Raw genomic sequence first — 20,162 nt, 5'->3', positions numbered from 1 at the left:
ATCTGCCTCCTGCGACCAAGCCACTTGCGAAAAACTGGCCAGTATGCCGGCGGCCAGTAGTAGAATTTGTAATGCGCGTGTGACCACCGATCGAGCCGTATTATCTGAACAGCACCGCGAACTGGTAGTTAACGACGACATTGGCAAATCCTCCACCCAGATTGATGCGTTAGTATAGAACAATGCCGCGTCCGGATATGGCGCGCTTCTTTCAGTGCAGTTTAACCGATGATTGCTATTCGCGCATCAATTGGCATATCAAAGGCCAACATGGCCTTATCGTTGCCGGATGAGAATTCAGTAGCAAATCATTACGAACCTATGTGTCATCCGTGGAGTCAAAGTTGAGAGATCGCGTATTTTTCTTTTGGGTTGCTGTCTTCGCTTTAGCAACAGGTGGATTCAACTGGTTGTTAAATCCAACACCACCGGTGGTTCCCTCAATCGGTGGAGGCGGATACGATCTTTCTAAACCAGTCTACACATTGTTGCTTTTGGCATTTTTGGTTTTGTGGACTCTAACCATGACAGCACTCGGCTTGACCAACAAAAATCGTCACTTTTCGCGACGTGCTTATCTGCTCGCAGCTATTGGTGCGTTGACCACAATTGTGTCCTTTGTAGTCTACAGTCATAATATACATTAGAGCCAAAAGTGCGACCCAGCTTCAGGTTGGACAATGCTTAAAACAAGTAGATAGTGCGATTCCAACGATTCAACCTTAACTGGAACCACATTAATGGTACTGTTCTAAGTCCACATCTCAATCAGGCATGAACCATTCCTCGCCTTCATGGACAACCGAGTAAACTGATGTCCATGAAACGGTAGGTGATTTAGGTAGTAGGGACACGCTTCGCGTTTTAGAAGTTCCGTATCTGCTCCCGGACTTCATTGGTAAAACGATCAATTTCTACTTTACTTGCTTGTCGGGCTTTCGACACTTCCGATATAGTGTCCTCACTTTCCTCAAGCATCGTCAGATATTTGGCCTTCAAGTCGCTGTTCTCGGGCACAGCAGCGATATTTTCACGAATCCGTTCCTGCTCACCCTGGAGATCCTGAAGCTTCTCCTCAGACCTTTGCAGTTCGAGCTGTTTGTCAATCTGCTGTTGTCTGGCCTTCGCAAGCTGGCTGAACTTTTCCGCAACACCCTTATCTGATGCGGAGGATGACCAACTTAAAAGCGCAGCTGGATCGACATCGATAAGTCCATAGCTTTCGCTCTGAATCTGTTCATCGACAGCGACGATCGATTGTTCTTCCCCAGCTTTAACCAAGGCTTTCAGCCGGTGGTGGGAAACTGTTTTGCCATCATCAGCCTGGGAGGAAAATGACCAACCGCCCCGAACAGGATGTTCAATAATAACTGTCCTGTCAGCATCAAGTGCACCCGATATACGATAGGTCGTGGTTTCACGCACTTTCTGCGCAATGCGAATAACACCATCAACGACTTTGATATCGGTGATCTGTCGCGTTGGTTCCTGCTCTTGCGTTATCGTCACTTTCCGGTCTGTCGCGAAAGCAGCAATTCTCGTGTCATCCTTTGGGAGGCTCAATAGTTGAGCATCGCCAACGTAACCAGCACCGCTGTCGTAAACAGTCAGGATACCGCCCGGCATGCTGTTGCCCGTTGAGTTTTTCAGCATAATCGCCGCAACCGGATGAATATTACTGCTACCGCCCCGATAAATTGAAACCATCTCCGCTTCAATCTGCGCATCGACAATAGGAACAGACAAGCTATCGCCATTTGTCAGACTGAATGTTCCGGGAAGCTCAAAACTTGCACTGGTGTCATTTTCAGAGGCTGCGGCAACAGCACTGTTCGTGTTTTCAGTTGCGGAGCTACCTCCATAACCACTAATGGCGGGCGCTGGGACACGCATCGCCCCTGCCATTTGTTCATCACTCTCGAATACCGCAGCCTTTTCACTCGCGGCCGAACGAGCTCTTGCTCTGTTTGCCAGATTTCCGGTATCCGCCTCGACGACATTATTGGTCGCCGTATCTACAATGACCTCAGCCCTATCCTTCCAATAGATCTGGTGCAGACGCTGTTTCAATGTAACAGGATCAGCCGAAGTAAGCGTCAGCTTGACGTCTTTCCAATCTTCGCCGCTGGCGTTTTCAACAACAGCCCAGGCCTGAAGCCGGGCTTTGCCATTTGGCTCCGTTAAAATCCGGTAAGCCGTCTTCCAGATGGGCGCTGCAACGACATAAGCCAAACGGGAATCCGTCGCTGAAAGACCACCAACTGTTATGCGAATTACACGCGCGCTATCGTTGCTCCCGCGCCCCAAAGCCGCTGTGGCATTCGCGAGCTTTAGTTTCATGCCGGCATCATCGACACTTAGCGATGTGTCTTCCCCAAGTTTGATGGTCTGGATCTGTCCATCCTGATCAAGCACAGTCAGCACGTGAGACTTGGCATCATCGGATTTGGCCACAGCCTCCACACCCAGAACTTTACCCTTCACGGTTTTTCCAGCACTCGAAACCGTTACCGGCGTTCCCGGAATCGAAGACAGGAAAGCCGACATTGAGGACAGGTCCGACGACGAAAATGGGAGCTGTCGGAAAGTTTCCTCAAGCGGATTTGGGCCAGCCAGAGAAATACTTTTTATCGCACCCTTTCCACCCTTGAGAACAAGACTTTTGAGTACATCATCGACCTGATTGAGAGGAACTTCGATCTCAACAATTCCATCATCGGAAATCGCGGGCTTTCTGGATATTTCCGACACCCCACCCGATGACAATGTAATTGCATCTATGGAACCAGAGCCAGAAGCCAGAACCGTCGAAGAGAGCAATGTAACAGCCAATGAAGTGAGCGTGATAAGCTTGATCATAAGAATCTCCAGTCAAATGAAGGGCTTTGCGATCTTTATAAGCCAGTTATGGATTTTGTGCGTTGAGATTTGGACCAAAAGGTCTGTTTCTTTTTCTTATGAAAGCTTTCCACTCTGACATTTGCATTAACGCGTATCCGAAAACCGTTTCACCCGTTTCAACATACGCCCCAGCCGCCAAAAGTCAGTACCAGTTGCGTGTCGATGGCAGCAAAGCCTTCATAGGCGGTTCGATATTGTGATCATCAAACTGCCCGGCCAGAAGAGACGCCGTTGTCGGTCCCAGTGTGAATCCCTGATGACCATGTCCAAAATGGAACCAAAGACCTTTATGCCGACCCGGTCCCACGACCGGCAGCATATCCGGCATACAAGGGCGCGTTCCTGACCACCGAGTTGTTTCGACGGGTTCCTGTAGAGCAAAAAGCTCACCTGCTGCCGCTTCAGCGTGAAGTATCTGGCGAGACGAAGGTACACTCCCCAGTGGCGCCATATGCGCGCCAGTCAGAATACGCAGCCCCTTGTTCATCGGAGCTATAAATGTTGCGTTTTCAACATCCAATGTCGACATTAGTGGCCCATCAGGAGATATAAAGTGTCGATGATAGCCACGCTTGAAGACCATCGGTATTCGGTAGCCTAGGGTTTTGAGAAATGCGGGCGACCATGGCCCCAGAGCGACGACTGCGTTCTGAGAAACTATCGGACCGTCCTGCAACATTACGCGCCAACTCACACCATGCTGCTGCAACGACATTGCATCCCCAATTACCAGCGTTCCGCCACGCGCGACAAAGAGCGAAGCATATCGCTTCACCAGCTCGCCCGGATCGCGGCACGTCCACGGAGACGTCCAGTGAACAGCACCAGCCAGCGGGCGGCACAACGTTGGTTCAAGCGATGCGATTTCATTCGTCCCAAGCACCGTGTTCGGCACGTCGTATATTTGCTTCAACCTTTCTGCGGATGCTGCCGCAAGCTCAAACTTCTCCGCAGTGCGATAAACCGCACGCCAACCTTTCCGAACAATCAGTTCATCTGCGCCTGCAGGCTCTATGAACCGTGCATGATCTGCGCTCGCTCGCATTATGAGTTTCGAATAAGTCGCAACCGCTTTAGCATACGGTTGCGGTGCCGAATGCGCGAAATACCGCCACAGCGGGCCAACCAGATATGGCATATCACGCATTCGCCAATCGACATCATTGCCGCGTTTTAAAGCAACAGACAGGATTTCGCGCAGCGAACGTGGAAAAGCATAAGGCTCCACAGCTTCAGTCTGGATAATGCCAGCATTGCCATAGCTGGTTTCCTGTCCCGGTGCCTTACGATCCACAAGAACCACATGATGTCCCCTCTCCTGCAACGCGAGAGCGGTGGAAACACCGACCATACCGGCGCCAAGAACGATTGTGTCAGTCATGGCTCAATTCCATCATAAGGATTTGGAAAAATCAGGCGGGAACTCCTATTCGCCGAATAGCGTACGACTATACAACCAAGGCAATCAATTTGACTTTCTGAAAATAAACATATTTTTATTATATGAAAATACAATTCTTCCATTCAAGAGATCAGAATGAAGCTTTTCATCGCCGGGCTGGACACAGAGACCAACACATTTTCACCGATGCAGACTGGCCTTGAGGCGTTCTCAGAGAACCTCATCGCCTATGGTGACGCGACCCGGAAACCTCTGAACTGTTGCTCGTCACAGCTTTTCGTCTGGCGCAACGCCGCGCAAAAAAAAGGCTGGAATGTCGTTGAAAGCCTCTGCGCAGTAGCAGAACCGGGTGGGCGAACGACCCGCTCGGTTTACGAACATTTCCGCAAGACTATTCTCGACGATCTGGAAGCAGCCATGCCGGTCGATGCCGTCATGCTGGCGCTTCATGGTGCCTGTGTTGCTGACGGCTATGACGACGTCGAAGGCGATCTGATCTCACACATACGCAAGCGCGTCGGAGCTGAAATTCCGATTGCAGTCGAGCTCGATCTTCACTGTCATATCACCGAACGCATGATCGCTGATGCATCTATGATCATGACCTATAAGGAATATCCGCACACGGATATCGAGACGGTTGCGGCACAGCTCTTTGCGCTGCTGGAACGCACGCTTGCAGGTGAAATCCGACCAACCATGGGCGCGTATGACTGCCGTCTTGTCAGTATTTTCCATCCGCACAAAGATCCGTTGCGTGGGATTGTTGATCGTATGAAGGAAATGGAAGGACAAGATGGCGTGCTGGCGATCTCGTTCGGACACGGCTTTCCGTGGGGCGACGTTGCAGATGTTGGTGCTAAGATGCTTGTTGTCACCAATAACGATCCGCTGAAAGCCGCACGCATCGCTGAAAACTTCGGCACGGAGATATATGATGCACGCGAGCAGATGCGTGGCGATTATCTCAAAATTGATGATGCACTAGATCGTGCTCTCGCGGTAAAAGATGGCCCTGTTGTGCTGGCTGATGTCTCCGACAATGCTGGTGGGGGAGCGCCGGGCGATTCAACCTTCGTCCTGCGCCGTATTCTTGAGCGAGGCATCGAAGATGTTGCTTCCTGTCTATACTGGGATCCGATTGCCGTGCGTATGTGCCGCGAGGCTGGCGAAGGAGCAACGCTGGAACTGAGGATCGGAGGCAAGATTGGAAAAGTGTCGGGCGATCCGCTGGATCTTACCGTGAAAATCAGGCGAATTGCGTCAGACATCACGCAGCGTTTTGGACCAACGCCGCTGAGTATCGGTGATGCTGTATGGGTCAGCACAGGAAACATCGACATCGTTCTTAACACTGTGCGTACCCAAACATTCCATCCAGAATGCATGACAGCATTGGGTCTCGATCCGTCACAAAAGAAGATAATCGTTGTCAAATCCAGCAACCATTTCCGGGCTGGCTTTGAACCCATCGCAAGCCAAATCCTCTATGTCGGCGCGCCAGGTGCATTGCAGCCTCGTTTCGAAGATCTGCCATTTACCAAACTGAAAAAGCCTTACTGGCCAAGAGTTGCCGATCCGCTGGCCCGATAATAAATTAACAGAACGGGCAGGATGGAAACTCACGGATCAGATTGCATTTCAACATCACATTGATTACGCGCACGTGCTAGTGAAATGGTTATTCTGTCTTATAAACCACCCAAACAATCTGGCCGAAGGCTAATTGGAGACGTCAATAATGAGTGATGCGAAATCCAGTCTCGGCGACATTCTGCGAGACATTCGCAACCGCAATCACTGGACGCTTGCCGAGGTAAGTGCGATGACCGGGCTTGCGGTCTCGACCCTCTCAAAGGTCGAAAACAATCAAATGCAGCTCACCTATGATCGGCTTATCGAACTTGCACAGGGGTTGAATATCGACATAGCCGAACTTTTCGGCACGATCGCAAGTCCTGATGCCACGTCCAGTGTTATGGGCCGACGCACATACACGAAATCTGGCGAAGGCAAGTCGATCGTTACCCAGAATTATGACTATCTCTATCTCTGCACGGAAATCTATAAAAAGGCGATGGTCCCTATTCTGGCGGTAGCGCATGCCCGCACTCTTGAAGAGTTTGGCCCTCTTATCCGTCACAAAGGTGAAGAGTTTTTCTACGTTGTGGAAGGAGAACTGGAGCTTCATTCCGAGATTTATGCGCCACTGCGTCTCAGGAAAGGCGACTCCGCTTATTTTGACGCTATGACCGGGCATGCTTATCTCAGCGTGAGTAAGGAGCCTGCACAAATCCTGTGTGTTTGTTCCACGCCTGAAACCGAATTGGTTTCCACTCTCGTCGACCAGCAGACCATCAGATTCAAGGACGAATGAGCGTGTAGGCATTGCCTGCTGTCATTTCACAAAATACTTTGCGAAAATTATGTTTCGTATAAGAAAATAAATTGATTGCCTTTCAGAGCTGTGCAAACCTGCATTGGCTACCTTCGGGTGCAGCTGAACCAGCTGGCTGATGCGATGTTTGCAGTCAGCCCCATTGTTGGAGGCAACATTGACTGAATTTGCGGCAATCGACGCATTTGATCGACCTGCTCCCGCCGACCTTCCGACCCCCTATGTCGAGATCGACGAAGACCGCTTGACGCGAAACCTCAAGGGAATGCAGCAACGAGCCGATCAGGCCGGTGTTGCTTTACGTCCCCACATCAAGACGCACAAAAATCTCACAATCGCGCAGCGGCAGCTCGAACTCGGCGCAATCGGCATCACAGCTTCCAAACCGGAAGAAGCGCTGGTCTTCGTTGAAAACGGCATACAGTCTGTGACACTTGCCTATCCAATCATCAGGCCAGAATCCATTGACCGGCTTGTGCGAGCGGCGAAGTCTCGCCAGACCGAACTTTTATTCATCGCAGCACATGAGACCGGCGTTGAAGCAATTGGCGCTGCAGCAGAAGCGCACGGCATCAAACTCGGTGTCTTTTTGAAAGTAGATGTCGGACTGGGGCGCGTCGGCATTAAACCGCAAGATCCCTCAGCGGCACCGTTAGCCCAGCGCATTGCGAAGCACCCGCATCTCACATTCGCAGGGCTTTTGTCTCATGCTGGGCACTCTTATGGCAGCAAGTCCGCCGAGGAGTTGGCCAACATTGCCAATGCAGAAGCACTGGCATTGCTGGAACTTTCAGAACGGCTGAAGAAGTCGGGCATCGAAGTGCCTCGAATATCTGTGGGAGCAACGCCGACCTGTCTCGGCGCGCCGATCCCCGCTGGTATTACGGAAATCCGTCCCGGCAACTACGCGTTTCTCGACCGCACCGCACTTCGACTGGGCATTGCGCCTGCGGATGATATGTCACTTTCAATAATCGCGACCGTTGTTGCCCATAACGACCACCACTTCATCGTCGATGCGGGCTCAAAATCTCTTTCATCCGACCTTGGTGCGCACGGCTCCGGTGGCAGTGGGTTCGGGATTGCCGTCAATGTGAACAACGCAGCTCCACAAACATGGGAAGTTGAGCGTCTTTCAGAAGAACATGGTTTCGTTCGGTGTTCCGATACGCCGCCTGCTATCGGAAGTCGTGTTCGCATCTTCCCAAATCATTCCTGCGCAGTTGTCGCTCAGTTCGATTGGGTCACGTTGCGCCAATCCGATGGACAACCACGCACATTATCGACCGATGCCCGAGGTCGGCAAACATGACGCTGAAGCCATGACACACCCAACGCACTCCACTTGGAATAGCTAAGAGAGGACTGACATGACAAAGGAAGTTGAATGGGCGCGCATGACTGCGCCTGCCCTGCGCGAGATCGCTGGCAAACCCGGCGCGCTTGCCGTTTTGCCTATCGGATCGCTGGAACAACACGGGCCACACCTGCCAGTCATTACCGACACTGCCAGCGCTTCGGCTGCATCGATCCGTGCTGCACGTCTCGTCGCCGATGAAATTCCAATCGCCGTCCTTCCCGGACAATGGCTTGGCATGAGTGAGCACCATCTGCCTTTTGGCGGAACGATTACCCTTGATTATGAAACACTCAGCCGCGTCATCCGCTGCATCGTACGGTCGTTGAAGGCAATCGGTTTCTCGCGTCTTTTCATTGTCAATGGCCATGGCGGCAATATCGATCCGCTTGCGGTTGCAGCCCGCGAGCTGGCAGTCGAATTTGGAATGCCAATCGTCGTTACCACACCCTGGATGTTGGCAAGCGAGGACGCCGGAAAAATCTTTGAAGTTGACAGCGGTCCACATCATGCCTGCGAAGGCGAAGCTTCTGTCATGCTGGCTATTGCTGGTGATGCTGTAAAGTCCGAGATGTTCGGTCAGGCTTTTGGTAATCAGCAACATCCTGTTGATGTACCTTCAGATGTTTCACGCTTCTACTCCTTTGCCGAACGCGCACCCGTTACCGGAACCTGGGGCGATCCACGCAGCGCGACCGCCGAAAAGGGCGAAAAATTCCTCGACCTTCATGCGCGCGAACTCGTGAAGCTGATCCACAATGACGTTCTTTGGAGCAAGCCAGACCCTGTTTGGGCACCAAACCGTGGTCTCGGAACGACTGCGGGCAGAACAGAATAATCGGTGACAACAGCCAAATAACTGAAGGGAACAAAAATGAAAAAAATGCGGAAGACTTTACTTTCATTGGCGGCAGCCGCAGCGCTTTCGGGAATAGCGCTGGCCCCAGCAATGGCTAAGACTCTTGTCTATTGTTCAGAAGGCTCCCCGGAAGGCTTTGATGCCGCACTCTACACAACCAACAGCACATGGGATGCCTCTGCCGAGACCATCTATGATCGCCTGACTGAGTTCGAAAGCGGCACAACGAATGTGGTCCCAGGCCTGGCTGAGAGCTGGGTCATATCCGACGACAATCTCGAATATACGTTGAAACTGCGTCAGGGCGTGAAATTCCACACTACGGAAAGTTTCACCCCAACGCGCGATTTCAACGCAGACGACGTGCTTTTCACCTATAATCGCCAGCTCGATAAGCAGCATCCGTGGAACAATTATTTCGTTGGTGCTGGCTGGGAAATGTTCAATGCGATGGACATGCCTACCATCATCAAAGAAGTAGTCAAGGTTGACGACCATACGGTCAAATTCGTGCTCAACCAGCCCGATGCTTCCCTGCTGGCAAAGCTCGCTCTGAATTTCGGTTCGATCATGTCGGCTGAATATGCCGAGCAGCTGGAGAAAGCTGGTCAGCGCGAAGATCTCGACCATAAGCCGGTCGGTACAGGACCTTTCCGCTTTGTCGACTATCAGATGAACGCCGCAATTCGCTTTGCTGCAAATGCCAATTATTGGGATGGTGTACCCAAAATAGATACTCTGATCTTTGTGATCGCCACCGACGCGGCCACCCGCATGCAGAAGTTGCAGGCCGGTGAATGCCATGTGGCGGCCTATCCCGCTCCCGCCGACGTTGCTGGATTGAAGAATGATCCGAATTTGACCATCATGGAACAGCCCGGACTGAACGTCGCTTATCTGGCGATGAACACCCTGGACGCACCGTTCGACAAGCTGGAAGTCCGCCGTGCATTAAACATGGCAATTGATCGCAAAGCCATTGTCGATGCCGTTTATCAGGGCATGGGCCAGGTCGCGCAAAGCGTACTGCCATCGACTATGTGGGGCTACAATGGCGACATCAAGGGATATAGCTACGATCCGGATGCTGCAAAAAAGCTTTTGGATGAAGCTGGCGTCAAAGACCTGAAAATGAAGATTTGGGCGATGCCTGTCAGCCGCCCCTATATGCCAAACGCAAGACGTGCCGCCGAGTTGATGCAGGCCGACCTCGCCAAAGTCGGTATCGGAGTAGAGATCGTATCCTATGAATGGGGCGAGTATCTCAAGAAAGCGCGCGACAAGCAGCGCGATGGCGCCATTGTTCTGGGAGGAACCAGTGATAATGGTGACCCCGACAACCTGCTCAGCTATTTCTTCAGCTGCTCGGGCGTTGGAGGAAGCAACAATGCCAATTGGTGCTACCAGCCGCTTGAAGACATTCTGCAGAAGGCGCGCGTGAGCTCGAACAAGGATGAGCGGACCAAGCTTTATCAGGAAGCGCAAGCCATCATCAACGATCAGGCACCCTGGGTTCCGCTTGCACATTCAACTGTCGTGCTGCCGATGTCCAAGAAAGTCAAAAATTATGTGATGGAACCGCTCGGTTCGCATCGTTTCGAGAAAGTCGACATCGAAGAATAAGCAAGAAGAAAATTTAGACCTAAGGACAGCGCTTACAAGCACTGTCCTTAGGCAAAAATGGTCAGATATTAACGCATCATCGCGGCGACATTGCCGCCATCGACCGTAACAACCGCGCCGGTCGAAGTGCGCGCCGAAATGAGATGTAGAAATGCTTCCGCAACGTCTTCCGCCAGCACTTCGCGCTTGAGAAGATTGCCGCGCATATAGACTTCTGGCGTCACGCCACGAGCCTGTGCCCGCTCTTCAACCATTTCGTCGGTCATCAAACCCGTGCGGATGCGATCTGGATTGACGGCGTTGACCGTAATTCCGTCAGCGGCGTGTTCCAGAGAGTACTGACGCATCAGAGCCATGAGCGCGGCTTTTGAAGTCCCATAAGGACCGAAATCAGGCCCCGGATTGACCGCCTGCTTGCTCACATTGAACACAATGGAACCACCTGTTCCCTGACGCTTCATGACATTCACGGCAGCGCGGGCGATGTAATGATGGCTCCAGAAGTTGAGATCGAAGGCCTTCCTGAACAAAGCATCATCAACCGATGTGAGTGCTCCTTGAAAAGCTGCACCAGCATTGGAAACAAGGATATCCACGCCGCCGTAGGTTGCAATAATGTCTGCAATGGCCTTCTCAGCTGACTGAGCATCAGTCAGATCACAAGCGACTGCTTTACCGCCCAAACGCCTCGCTTCCGTTTTCACACGCTCCGCGTCAATGTCGATCAAAGCGATTTCAGCACCCTGCTCTCTGAGACGTTCAGCAATAGCCAGACCGAGACCACCTGCCCCGCCGGTGATAACCGCAACCTGTCGAGTGAGTGGCTTTTCCGTCTGTTTGGCGAGTTTGACCTGCTCGAGCGACCAGTATTCGATGTCGAAGAGGTCTTCTTCGCTAAGAGCCTCGAACTGGTCAATTCCTTCGGCGCCACGGATCACTTCGATGGTCGCTTCAGCTACATCTGCACCGATGCGAGCCGCTTTTTGCGTCGATCCTGCCGCAAACAAACCAATACCATCGATGTAGAAAACCCGCGGCATCGGGTCGAGCATAGTTTTGCCACCACCAACACGCGCATTGTTGCGTTCGAAATAGTCTTTATAAGCAGCAACATAAGACGCAACGCTGTCTCTGACAACTTGCGTCCAGCTCTCAAGATCATGTGCATAAGGCGCCGGTAGAGATACGCCATAACGCTTGATATGGATGACGTGCTCAGGCGTTGCATTGCCGCGACGTACCAGATCGGCAACATTGGGAGCGCCGCAGAAATCGAGGATATCCTCGTTCGAGCGATGCTCCATGATGAAGCGGCGCGGACGCCCTTCTTCCTTACCGGGAAGCGCGATTGCTCCTCGCAAAATCGGAGCAATGTCGGCGATTGAAGCAAGCTTTTCCTTGTGTTCTTTAGTGCTTGCACGACCGAACGGGTACGGATTGCCTTGCTCAATGCGCTTCTCGGCCCGATCAATTGCTTCAATCATATTCTCATAAGCCACACGCGGATCTTCAGACCATGTGAAAATGCCGTGTTTCAGCAGGATCATACCCGGCGCATCCGGGCGTTCGGAAAATGCTTTCAGGCAAGCTTTAGACAGATCGAAGCCCGGCATGACATAGGGAACAATGATCATTTCGGGAAACAATTCGCGAATGATTGCCTCACCATTCGGCTGATTGGTCAGCGCCACAATCGCATTGGCATGAGTGTGATCGACATGCTTGAAGGGAAGAATTGCATGAAGGATCGCTTCAACAGAAGGGTTTGGCGATGACGGATCAAGAAGCAGGCGGCGCTGCAACATCACCATATCGTCGTCACTCAACGTGTCGTAGTTGACCATTGCCTTGAGACGCTCAAGATGAAGCGCAGGCAAGCCTGCAGGCTCGATCTTGCCCATATCCCAGCCGCTGCCCTTCACGCAAAGGACTTCAACCGGCGTGCCATCATGGTCATTCAGCACGGTCTTGACTGAGGTATTGCCACCGCCATGGAGAACAAGCTTTGGTTCCGATCCCAGCAAACGAGTGGTGTATGTACGGATAGCGACATCGCGATTGATACCCGCCTTCTCATAGGCTCCGACAATTGCGTTGAAATCCGCATCCGACCAATTCGACTTCATCTGCCTGCTCCTCAGTTGGCGATCTGCAACCTCCAGGCCACAGACATAGACAAGCGCTCACGGAAAACATGATTTTCCATGGCAAAACAATATTTTATGAAGATGCTTCCTCACTCTTAAAACAATTGACACTATATACTGACATTAGTCAACTTCCTTGATTGGCTTGTTGATTAAAACTCGTTTCTGTGCGAGTCAGATGAACGGCTAACATCAGGAAATCAGTATGACATCGGACGATCTGACACCGTCTACGCATGCCATCCCGGCTGAGTTTGATGACGTGATCGTATGGGCGGCCTGGCTTTATTATGAAGACCAGCTAACCCAAAACGATATTGCAAAGAAGATGGGCGTTTCTCGCGCAACGATCGTCAATTATCTGCAGGAAGCGAGACAGCGGGGCGTGGTGAAGATTCTGATGAACTCAGAAATTCTTACGCGTACAGAGATCGCTCATAAGCTAGCCGCCAAATACGGCCTGGATGAAGTTCTCGTCATCCCCAGCGAGAAAACCGCTTCACCAGAAGCGCGGCTACAAGCGCTGGGGACCGGTGGCGCACGCCTCATCGAACGCATGGTAAAGCCCGGTGATACGATCTGCGTATCCTGGGGGCGAACCGTCCTTGCAATCGCGGATGCTATCTCGCTTCCTCGTCCCGTCGAAGGTTTGAGCGTTGTTCAGGTCACAGGCTCATCCATGGGCAAGCGTGAATTCGCGGCAGAACTCTGCACATCGATCATGGCCCGCAATATTGGTGCAACCAGCGTGAATATGCTGGCTCCGGCCATTCTGAGCAGCGCCGGATTACGCGATGCCTTGATGGGGGAGCCTGCACTTAAGCGGCAATTTGAATTGATTGCCCAGTCAAACATGATCGTGTTCGGGGTCGGCGGGTTATCATCTGAAAGTACGATGCGCGTCGCCGATGTTACCAGTGACGAAGAGATTGATGCCTATGCCAAAGATGGAGCCGTTGCGGTACTGATCTGTCGTTTCCTCGACAATGATGGAAAACAGGTCGTTCGCGAGCTCGACCAACGCGTCATCGGTATCGAACTTGATGAGTTGCACCGTGTTCCACGCAGGCTCTGTGTTGCAGGCGGCGCGCGCAAGGTGGAAGCGATCCGGGCCGTTTTAACCGGCGGTTATGCCACCCACCTCGTCACCGATTTTGAAGCGGCAGAACTTCTGCTCGCGCAATAGAACAAAAGCGGCGGATCGTTTTGAACGGTCCGCCGCATTTTCAATCACTGCTTGATGGGCGCCGTATTCATAAAGTTAAGGGTATCCTCGAACGAACGGATACCAGCATCTGAGCCGAGCCCTGTTGCGACCAGTGCTGCAGAGGCTTGGGCGAAATTCAGCGCTGTTTTCACATCCATTTTGTGGTGCAATGCTGTGATAAAACCTGCATCGAACGCATCGCCGCAACCAGTAGTGTCAACGACTTCGATCTGGAATGCTGGCTGACGCAGAACCGTTCCAGACTCATCCATGAAGCATACGCCATCGCCACCAAGGGTGAAGACGCAGTGCTTGACGCCACGTTCAATGAAAAACTGCCCAGCACCTTCAACGTTATCAGCGCCGGAAATCTGCTTCGCTTCTTCAATCGATGGCATGAAATAATCGATATGTGGAAAGAGCGGAGAGATGAGATCCAGTGTGCCATCATTTGCACCCAAAAGATCAAATGTCGTCGTGCGTCCGCGCGCCTTTGCTTCCGCAAGCAGTTTGCGGCTCGGCTCACCGTCAAGCTTTGCCAGCAGACCTGTGCCGCCAAGATGAATAATTGGTGGTGCCAGAACTGCATCCAGTGCGCTGTCAGCAATCTCAAAATGATCTGATGCGCCACGTGCATGCAGCGCCGGGCGATCGCCGTTGCGGCGAATATTGAGGATCGATGAAGACGTTGGTATGCCTTTCAACCGCTGCATCTCGGCGACGTCAACACCAAAGCGCTGCAAAGTCGCGAGCACAAAATCGGCTTTCTCATCGTCACCCACAGCGCCGACCGCAAGGCAGTTGAGACCAAGTTTCGCCAGATCAACCACCGTTCCGCCGGCAGTTCCTGCCACTGTCAGCCGGATTTCATCGATAAACTCGACATTGCCGCCCGCCGGAATTGCATCAACAGGGCGCCCGAGAACATCGAGAATATAGAGCCCGATAACGGACACATCGTGAGACATGAGATCCTCCCAGATTTCAAGTGGGGGCAGTCTGCGAAAACAACACAGACCTCCCAGTGCTATTCAAATCAGATACTTGATGGTTCAGCTCGTCGGCTTGCTTCAGGTTCTATCGCGCAGTGCGAAGATCGTACCAGCGAGAAGGATAAACGCTCCAACAATTGCCAGCTGCAGCGTGCTTGGAATGCCCACAAAGATCAGCACGTTACTGACGAGTGTTATCAATAGAACCCCCAGAAGCGTCCCAATAACCGAGCCAGAACCACCGGTGATACGTGCTCCGCCGAGCACCACCGCTGCAATAATTTCCAGCTCCATTCCCGCAAGGTCGAAAGGATTGGCCAGTCGATTACTGGAAACGTGAACCACGCCCGCAATACCAGCCAACAAGCCTGCATAGGCAAAGACAAAAATACGGACACGGAAAAGGTTGATGCCAAGACGCTCTGCGATAGACGGATTGCCGCCAACCGCAAAAATCGCGCGCCCCATCAATGTGCGCTCAAGGATGAACCATGTCACAAAAGCTGCAACGACCAGCACCAGCACAGTTGCAGGTAGAACCGAAACAACGCCGTTCGATGCGCGATGTGTAAATAACGACGCCTTACCGAATGCATCCATTGCAGCCGGAATATTCATGAAAAGCGCTGTGCCAACGAAGGTGAGAAGAAAGCTTCGGATCACATATTGCGTACCAATCGTCACGATCAGTGAAGGCGCTTGCAGCTTCTGCACGAGAAAGCCGTTTAGTGCACCGAAGCAAGCTCCGCCGAGCGCGGCCAGCACCAGAATGAGTGCCATTGGCATTTCAGGGAACAGGTTTGTCACCAGCATTGTCAGCGCATACATGACAAAAGCGGCAATAGCCGTAAACGAGACGTCGATACCGCCTGAAGCCAGAACGACCAGCACACCCATAGCAAACAAACCATGCACAACAGATGCGCGAAGGATGTCCACCAGATTGCTCATCTGCAGGAAGTCGGGATTAGCGGCGATAACCACAAAGCAGGTAATAACTGTCAGCAGAAGCGTGAACAGTTCAGGCCTTGCACCCATCAGATCCCAAAGGCGGAGCGTGATGCCGCGCTCTTTCGCACTAGTCTTTTCTACCGATACGATGTCGGTCATTGCGCGATCTCCTTTGCAGTGCTGGCCATGGATGCATAGATCGCGTCTTCAGTCAGTCCATCGGCATTGTGTGCAGCAACGATACGGCCCTGCCGCATAACAAGGATACGGTCGCAGTTCTGCAAGAGCTCCGGCAGATCGTCACTGATAATGATAACCCCCATTCCATCGTCAGCGAGACGCTGGATAATACGGAAGATTGTATCCTTCGAGCCGACATCGACGCCGACTGTCGGACCATGCAGGATTAGAAGCTGCGGATTAATCGTCAGCCAGCGTCCAATCAGAACGCGCTGCTGATTTCCACCCGATAGCGATTGAACCGGGATCGATACATCCGGCGCAACAATCTGCAGATCGGCAACGCTGTCTTCTGCAATTTTCTTCGCTCGCCTACCACTGATCATGCCCAGCGCATTGCGCAAACGATCAAGGACAGGCAGCGTTATATTGTCCTGAATAGGTTTTTCCAGAAACAGTCCTTCGGTAAGACGATCTTCCGGAACATAACCAATGCCAAAGCGGATTGCGTCAGCTGCCGATTGTGGCGCGATTTCTTTGCCGTTCAGCCTGATTTTTCCAGACTTTGCAGGCACAACACCGGCAAGCGCCAGCGCCAATTCATTACGACCTGAGTCAAGCAGACCGGTGACGCCAAGAATTTCGCCTTTCTTCAGAGAAAGCGAAACGGATTCAAAGTTCTGACCGTCACTCAGCCGGTCAACATCGAGCATCACGTCACCAAGTTTTGGGTCAGTACGATACCGCGTTTCGCTAATCTCGCGACCAGTCATCCAATGACTGAATTCGGCCTTGGTATGCGTGGCAACATCAAGCTCTGCAACTTTCAAACCATCGCGCATGATGATCGCGCGTCCGCCAAGCGACTTGCACTCATCAAGCTTGTGGGTCACGAAAAGAACAGCGACACCCTTGCTCAGCAGTCCCTCGACGACCCGCAAGAGGTTGACAACCTCCTGCCGCGTCAACGAGGTCGTCGGCTCATCCATGATGACCAGACGCGCTTCCGAAGCAACAGCACGAGCAATTGCAATGAGCTGTCGCGTGGCAAGCGGCAAGGTATCCGTTCTGCGTTTCAGAAAGGCTGCATCTGTTGGAAGATGCACTTCCGCCAAAGCGCGTCTCGCCGTTTCATTCAATGCCGCTACATCGAGTTTGCGCGCCAGTTTACCTGATGCTTCAACAAGCTGCTCGGTAAAGGCGACGTTCTCGGCAACAGAAAGGTTGGGAAGTAATGACAGGTCTTGATAGACTGTTTCAATACCAGCACGCAGGGAACCGATAGCACCAATGTCGCCAGCACGGGTGCCTGTTGGTTTGCCATCAATGAAAATCTGCCCCTCATCGGCAGGCTGCGCGCCGGAAAGGATTTTGATCAATGTACTTTTGCCACAGCCATTCTCACCCATCAGGTGATAGATTTGGCCTGCTTCGATAACAAGGCTGACTTCTTTAAGCGCCTTAACACCACCAAAGGATTTCTTGACGTTTCGAATTTCAAGAAAGGGTGGCGTTGATGCAGGTGTTGAATCTGTAGCGTGCATGGAAAATTCCTGAAACTCTCAGACACTTTTTGCGCCGGGTTTTGGTTCAAGGCGCGTAAACTGGTTGGGTGCGATACCGCAGTTTCGGGGCTGCTGTGGTGCGAAGCAGCCCCGAAATATTATCAGACAAGCGGAGCGCCGCTTAGAACGGGAAGTTCTTGTAGTTGGACTTGTCTACGTCCACCCAGGCCTGACCCTGCATGATGACGCCCTTGCCCGGTCCCTTGATCACGGTCATCTTTTCATAGCCGGGAACGCCAAGGTCCATACCGTCCTTGATTTCCTCGCCCTTGAGAACCAGATCTGCGACCTTGTTCATGACATAGCCGGCGTCTTTCGGATCCCAGAAGAAGATCTGATCAACAGCGCCGCTTTCGAGATATGGACCGGTATCCTTTGGCAGACCAAGACCATAAACGCAGGTCTTGTCCTGAAGGCCAGCTTCTTCAACGGCACGGCCAATACCAATCACGTCGATAGCGGATGAGCCCTGAAAGCCCTTGATATCCGGGTATTTACGCAGGATTTCCTTAGCCTTTTCGTAAGCCTTATTGGCGTCGTTGAAGGATTCATTCTTCTCTGCAACCAGTTCCATATCCGGATACTGCTTTGCGTTCGCTGCACCGGCATCAACCCACTGGTTATGCGTGAGACTGCCAAGCGACCCAACGAATGACGTCCACTTGCCAGATTTGCCCATGCAGTTTGCAAGTGCTTCGTTGATGCGGGTGCCAAAAGCCTTGTTGTCGAAGGCTTCGATATCAACATCGACATTGGTCAGGCTGTCGCCTTCATGAGCGATGACCTTGATACCACGCTGAGCCGCGCGACGAAGAACGCCTTCAAGCGCTGATGGGTCCATCGGCACAACTGCAATCGCGGACACATTCTTTGCAACGAGATCCTCAAGAATACGGGCCTGCTGCGCTGCATCTGCCTTAGCTGGTCCGACCTGACTTGCGCTGACATCTGGATTGTCTTTGCCAAAAGCATCGACACCTTCATTCATGCGGGTGAACCAGTTTTCACCGGTAACTTTTACAACCGTCGTGATGGTTGGTTTGTCCTGAGCAATGGCAATGCCACCCATCGCAACACCCGCGAGCACTGTGCAAGCAGCCAGTTTGGAAATTATACGCATGTTTCTCCTCCAATTATAATGATGCTTATTGTTGGGTTTCATTCCTGAAGGCCTGCAAGTTTCCTCCCCGCTGGGCCGTCAGGGAATTGGTCATCGCCTCAGCCGTAACCAGTAGCCAATGTGCACCCGCGCTGATGCCAGCAGCACCAGAAGCAACACACCCCAGGCCAGATCGCGGAAGAAGTTAGAAATATTCATGAAATTGAACAGGCTTGAGAGAATCTGAAGCGCTGTCGCTGCCAGCAGCACGCACAACACTTTGCCATATCCGCCTTCCGGCTTAACACCGCCAAGCACTGCGATAAGGATGGCGATCAGCACATAAGAGCCACCGTAATCCCACTTCACGGAAGAATTGCGTGCCGCGATGATGATCCCTGCGACCGATGCAAGCACACCGCAAATCGTATAGGTGATAAGCAGCATACGCTTTTCATTGATACCGCCGTAACGCGCGGCTTTCGAGTTGCTGCCCATCAGCATTAGCTTCACACCGAAGGGTGTGTACTTCAGAAGAAAAGCCAAGAAAGCAGCAATTGCGAGAAACAGCGCAAAACACATCGGAATGCTCAGAATTGGCATATTGCCGAAATTATCCAGCGGCTCGATATAACCAAGGCTAATTGCCGAACCATTGGTCAGAAACACGGCAATACCAGTAAAAACCAATTGCGTGCCAAGCGTTGCGATCAACGGCGTCAATCGCGCATAGGCGATCATGATCCCGTTAACCAACCCGCCAACCAGCCCAACTGCGAGCGCTAATCCAGCAAATGTCCATGAGAACAGAAGCGGCGCATCAGCAACCGGAATGAGGTTGCGGGTCAATAGAAAGGCAACAATTCCTGCAAGGTTGGCAAGCGCAATACCGGAAAGATCAATGCCACCATTTCCCGAAATCATGGCAAGCATGACCCCAAGCGCAAGCAGACCAAGCTCAGGCACCTGAGCGGCCATGGACTGCAGATTATAGCTATCCATGAAATTGGCACCGGCGAAAGCCGCACCAGCAGCCAGCACTGCACCATTGATCAAAAGCAGAAAAAGAGTCTGCCTATCCACGCCATACGATGACACGTCATCTTCTCCCAATATCAGGGGCTCCCACCCCTTAAATGAACTGGCAATCCATCAGACATTCAGCTCAATTAAACTATGCCACCTCACATTGACATTTGTCAGTCTATGTTGTCGCTTGTCAACACATTTTGTTCGAAGTCTGCCAGAAGCCAGGATTCCCGGCTTTTTTGGACATTCATTCCGGTCTGGCGACAGCTTTCCCAAAGGCCTAATTTCATTGATAATCAAAAATCTTACATTTGTCGATCCAATATCGGAAAATGTAAGATTTTTGAATGACGCATTTATTCTTCAGGAGAAACCCTCCGTCGAAAGCCTCACAATGGATGCTTCAACTCAATAATTGGGAGGCATTTATACGCGCACGGCCACCACACCAC

15 protein-coding genes are annotated in these 20,162 nt (G+C 52.0%); 7 read left to right on the top strand and 8 right to left on the bottom strand.

Annotated features, from left to right (window positions below):
* The first annotated feature begins 344 nt into the window (after positions 1-344).
* Positions 345-647 carry a hypothetical protein gene (locus C9380_RS12910; protein WP_084486685.1) on the top strand — a complete coding sequence of 101 codons (303 nt, stop codon included), beginning with the start codon at positions 345-347 and terminating at the stop codon, positions 645-647.
* Between the two features lie 217 nt (positions 648-864).
* Here the strand turns inward: C9380_RS12910 and C9380_RS12905 are convergent, their stop codons facing one another.
* Both C9380_RS12905 and C9380_RS12900 read right to left on the bottom strand, forming a co-directional pair.
* Positions 865-2,859 carry a DUF4139 domain-containing protein gene (locus tag C9380_RS12905; protein WP_128093709.1) on the bottom strand — a complete coding sequence of 665 codons (1,995 nt, stop codon included), beginning with the start codon at positions 2,857-2,859 and terminating at the stop codon, positions 865-867.
* 184 nt (positions 2,860-3,043) lie between these two features.
* Positions 3,044-4,282 (bottom strand): NAD(P)/FAD-dependent oxidoreductase, encoded by a 1,239-nt coding sequence (locus C9380_RS12900; RefSeq protein WP_128093708.1) that lies wholly within the window; start codon positions 4,280-4,282, stop codon positions 3,044-3,046.
* A gap of 156 nt (positions 4,283-4,438) precedes the next feature.
* Here C9380_RS12900 and C9380_RS12895 point away from each other — a divergent pair, with 156 nt between their 5' ends.
* The 5 genes from C9380_RS12895 (at position 4,439) to C9380_RS12875 (ending at position 10,540) form a co-directional block, all read left to right on the top strand.
* The gene (locus tag C9380_RS12895; protein ID WP_128093707.1) at positions 4,439-5,896 is read left to right on the top strand and encodes a M81 family metallopeptidase; all 1,458 of its coding nucleotides are present in this window, start codon (positions 4,439-4,441) and stop codon (positions 5,894-5,896) included.
* A 148-nt stretch (positions 5,897-6,044) separates the two neighbouring features.
* A complete protein-coding gene (locus C9380_RS12890) occupies positions 6,045-6,680 on the top strand; it encodes a helix-turn-helix domain-containing protein (protein ID WP_024896463.1) in 636 nt (211 codons plus the stop codon).
* A 178-nt stretch (positions 6,681-6,858) separates the two neighbouring features.
* Complete coding sequence (locus tag C9380_RS12885) at positions 6,859-8,013, top strand: alanine racemase (RefSeq protein WP_247877651.1); 1,155 nt, start codon at positions 6,859-6,861, stop codon at positions 8,011-8,013.
* A gap of 58 nt (positions 8,014-8,071) precedes the next feature.
* Positions 8,072-8,896 carry a creatininase family protein gene (locus C9380_RS12880; protein WP_128093706.1) on the top strand — a complete coding sequence of 275 codons (825 nt, stop codon included), beginning with the start codon at positions 8,072-8,074 and terminating at the stop codon, positions 8,894-8,896.
* A gap of 45 nt (positions 8,897-8,941) precedes the next feature.
* The gene (locus tag C9380_RS12875; protein ID WP_374844469.1) at positions 8,942-10,540 is read left to right on the top strand and encodes an ABC transporter substrate-binding protein; all 1,599 of its coding nucleotides are present in this window, start codon (positions 8,942-8,944) and stop codon (positions 10,538-10,540) included.
* A gap of 68 nt (positions 10,541-10,608) precedes the next feature.
* Here C9380_RS12875 and C9380_RS12870 read toward each other — a convergent pair whose 3' ends face one another.
* Positions 10,609-12,666, bottom strand: a complete 2,058-nt coding sequence (locus C9380_RS12870) for a bifunctional aldolase/short-chain dehydrogenase (RefSeq protein ID WP_128093704.1) — start codon at positions 12,664-12,666, stop codon at positions 10,609-10,611.
* Positions 12,667-12,892: 226 nt separating this feature from the next.
* On the opposite strand from C9380_RS12870, the gene C9380_RS12865 reads away from it, so the two are divergent.
* Positions 12,893-13,873, top strand: coding sequence for a sugar-binding transcriptional regulator (locus C9380_RS12865; protein ID WP_105706139.1), 981 nt, complete (start codon positions 12,893-12,895; stop codon positions 13,871-13,873).
* Between the two features lie 44 nt (positions 13,874-13,917).
* Here C9380_RS12865 and C9380_RS12860 read toward each other — a convergent pair whose 3' ends face one another.
* The 5 genes from C9380_RS12860 to C9380_RS12840 form a co-directional block, all read right to left on the bottom strand.
* On the bottom strand, positions 13,918-14,862 hold the full coding sequence (locus C9380_RS12860) for a carbohydrate kinase family protein (protein WP_100556795.1): 945 nt from the start codon (positions 14,860-14,862) through the stop codon (positions 13,918-13,920).
* Positions 14,863-14,964: 102 nt separating this feature from the next.
* Positions 14,965-15,996: an ABC transporter permease gene (locus tag C9380_RS12855; protein WP_128093703.1), complete on the bottom strand. Its 1,032-nt coding sequence runs from the start codon at positions 15,994-15,996 to the stop codon at positions 14,965-14,967.
* Positions 15,993-17,561 carry a sugar ABC transporter ATP-binding protein gene (locus C9380_RS12850; RefSeq protein WP_128093702.1) on the bottom strand — a complete coding sequence of 523 codons (1,569 nt, stop codon included), beginning with the start codon at positions 17,559-17,561 and terminating at the stop codon, positions 15,993-15,995. Before C9380_RS12850 ends, C9380_RS12855 begins: the two co-directional genes overlap by 4 nt.
* A 142-nt stretch (positions 17,562-17,703) precedes the next feature.
* A complete protein-coding gene (locus tag C9380_RS12845) occupies positions 17,704-18,702 on the bottom strand; it encodes an autoinducer 2 ABC transporter substrate-binding protein (RefSeq protein ID WP_100556793.1) in 999 nt (332 codons plus the stop codon).
* 90 nt (positions 18,703-18,792) lie between these two features.
* Positions 18,793-19,779, bottom strand: coding sequence for an ABC transporter permease (locus C9380_RS12840; RefSeq protein ID WP_128093701.1), 987 nt, complete (start codon positions 19,777-19,779; stop codon positions 18,793-18,795).
* Positions 19,780-20,162: the final 383 nt, after the last annotated feature.

Origin of the sequence: Brucella pituitosa, assembly GCF_003049685.1 — a bacterium.
Taxonomy (GTDB): domain Bacteria; phylum Pseudomonadota; class Alphaproteobacteria; order Rhizobiales; family Rhizobiaceae; genus Brucella; species Brucella pituitosa.
This window is presented reverse-complemented; position numbering and strand designations above follow the sequence as displayed.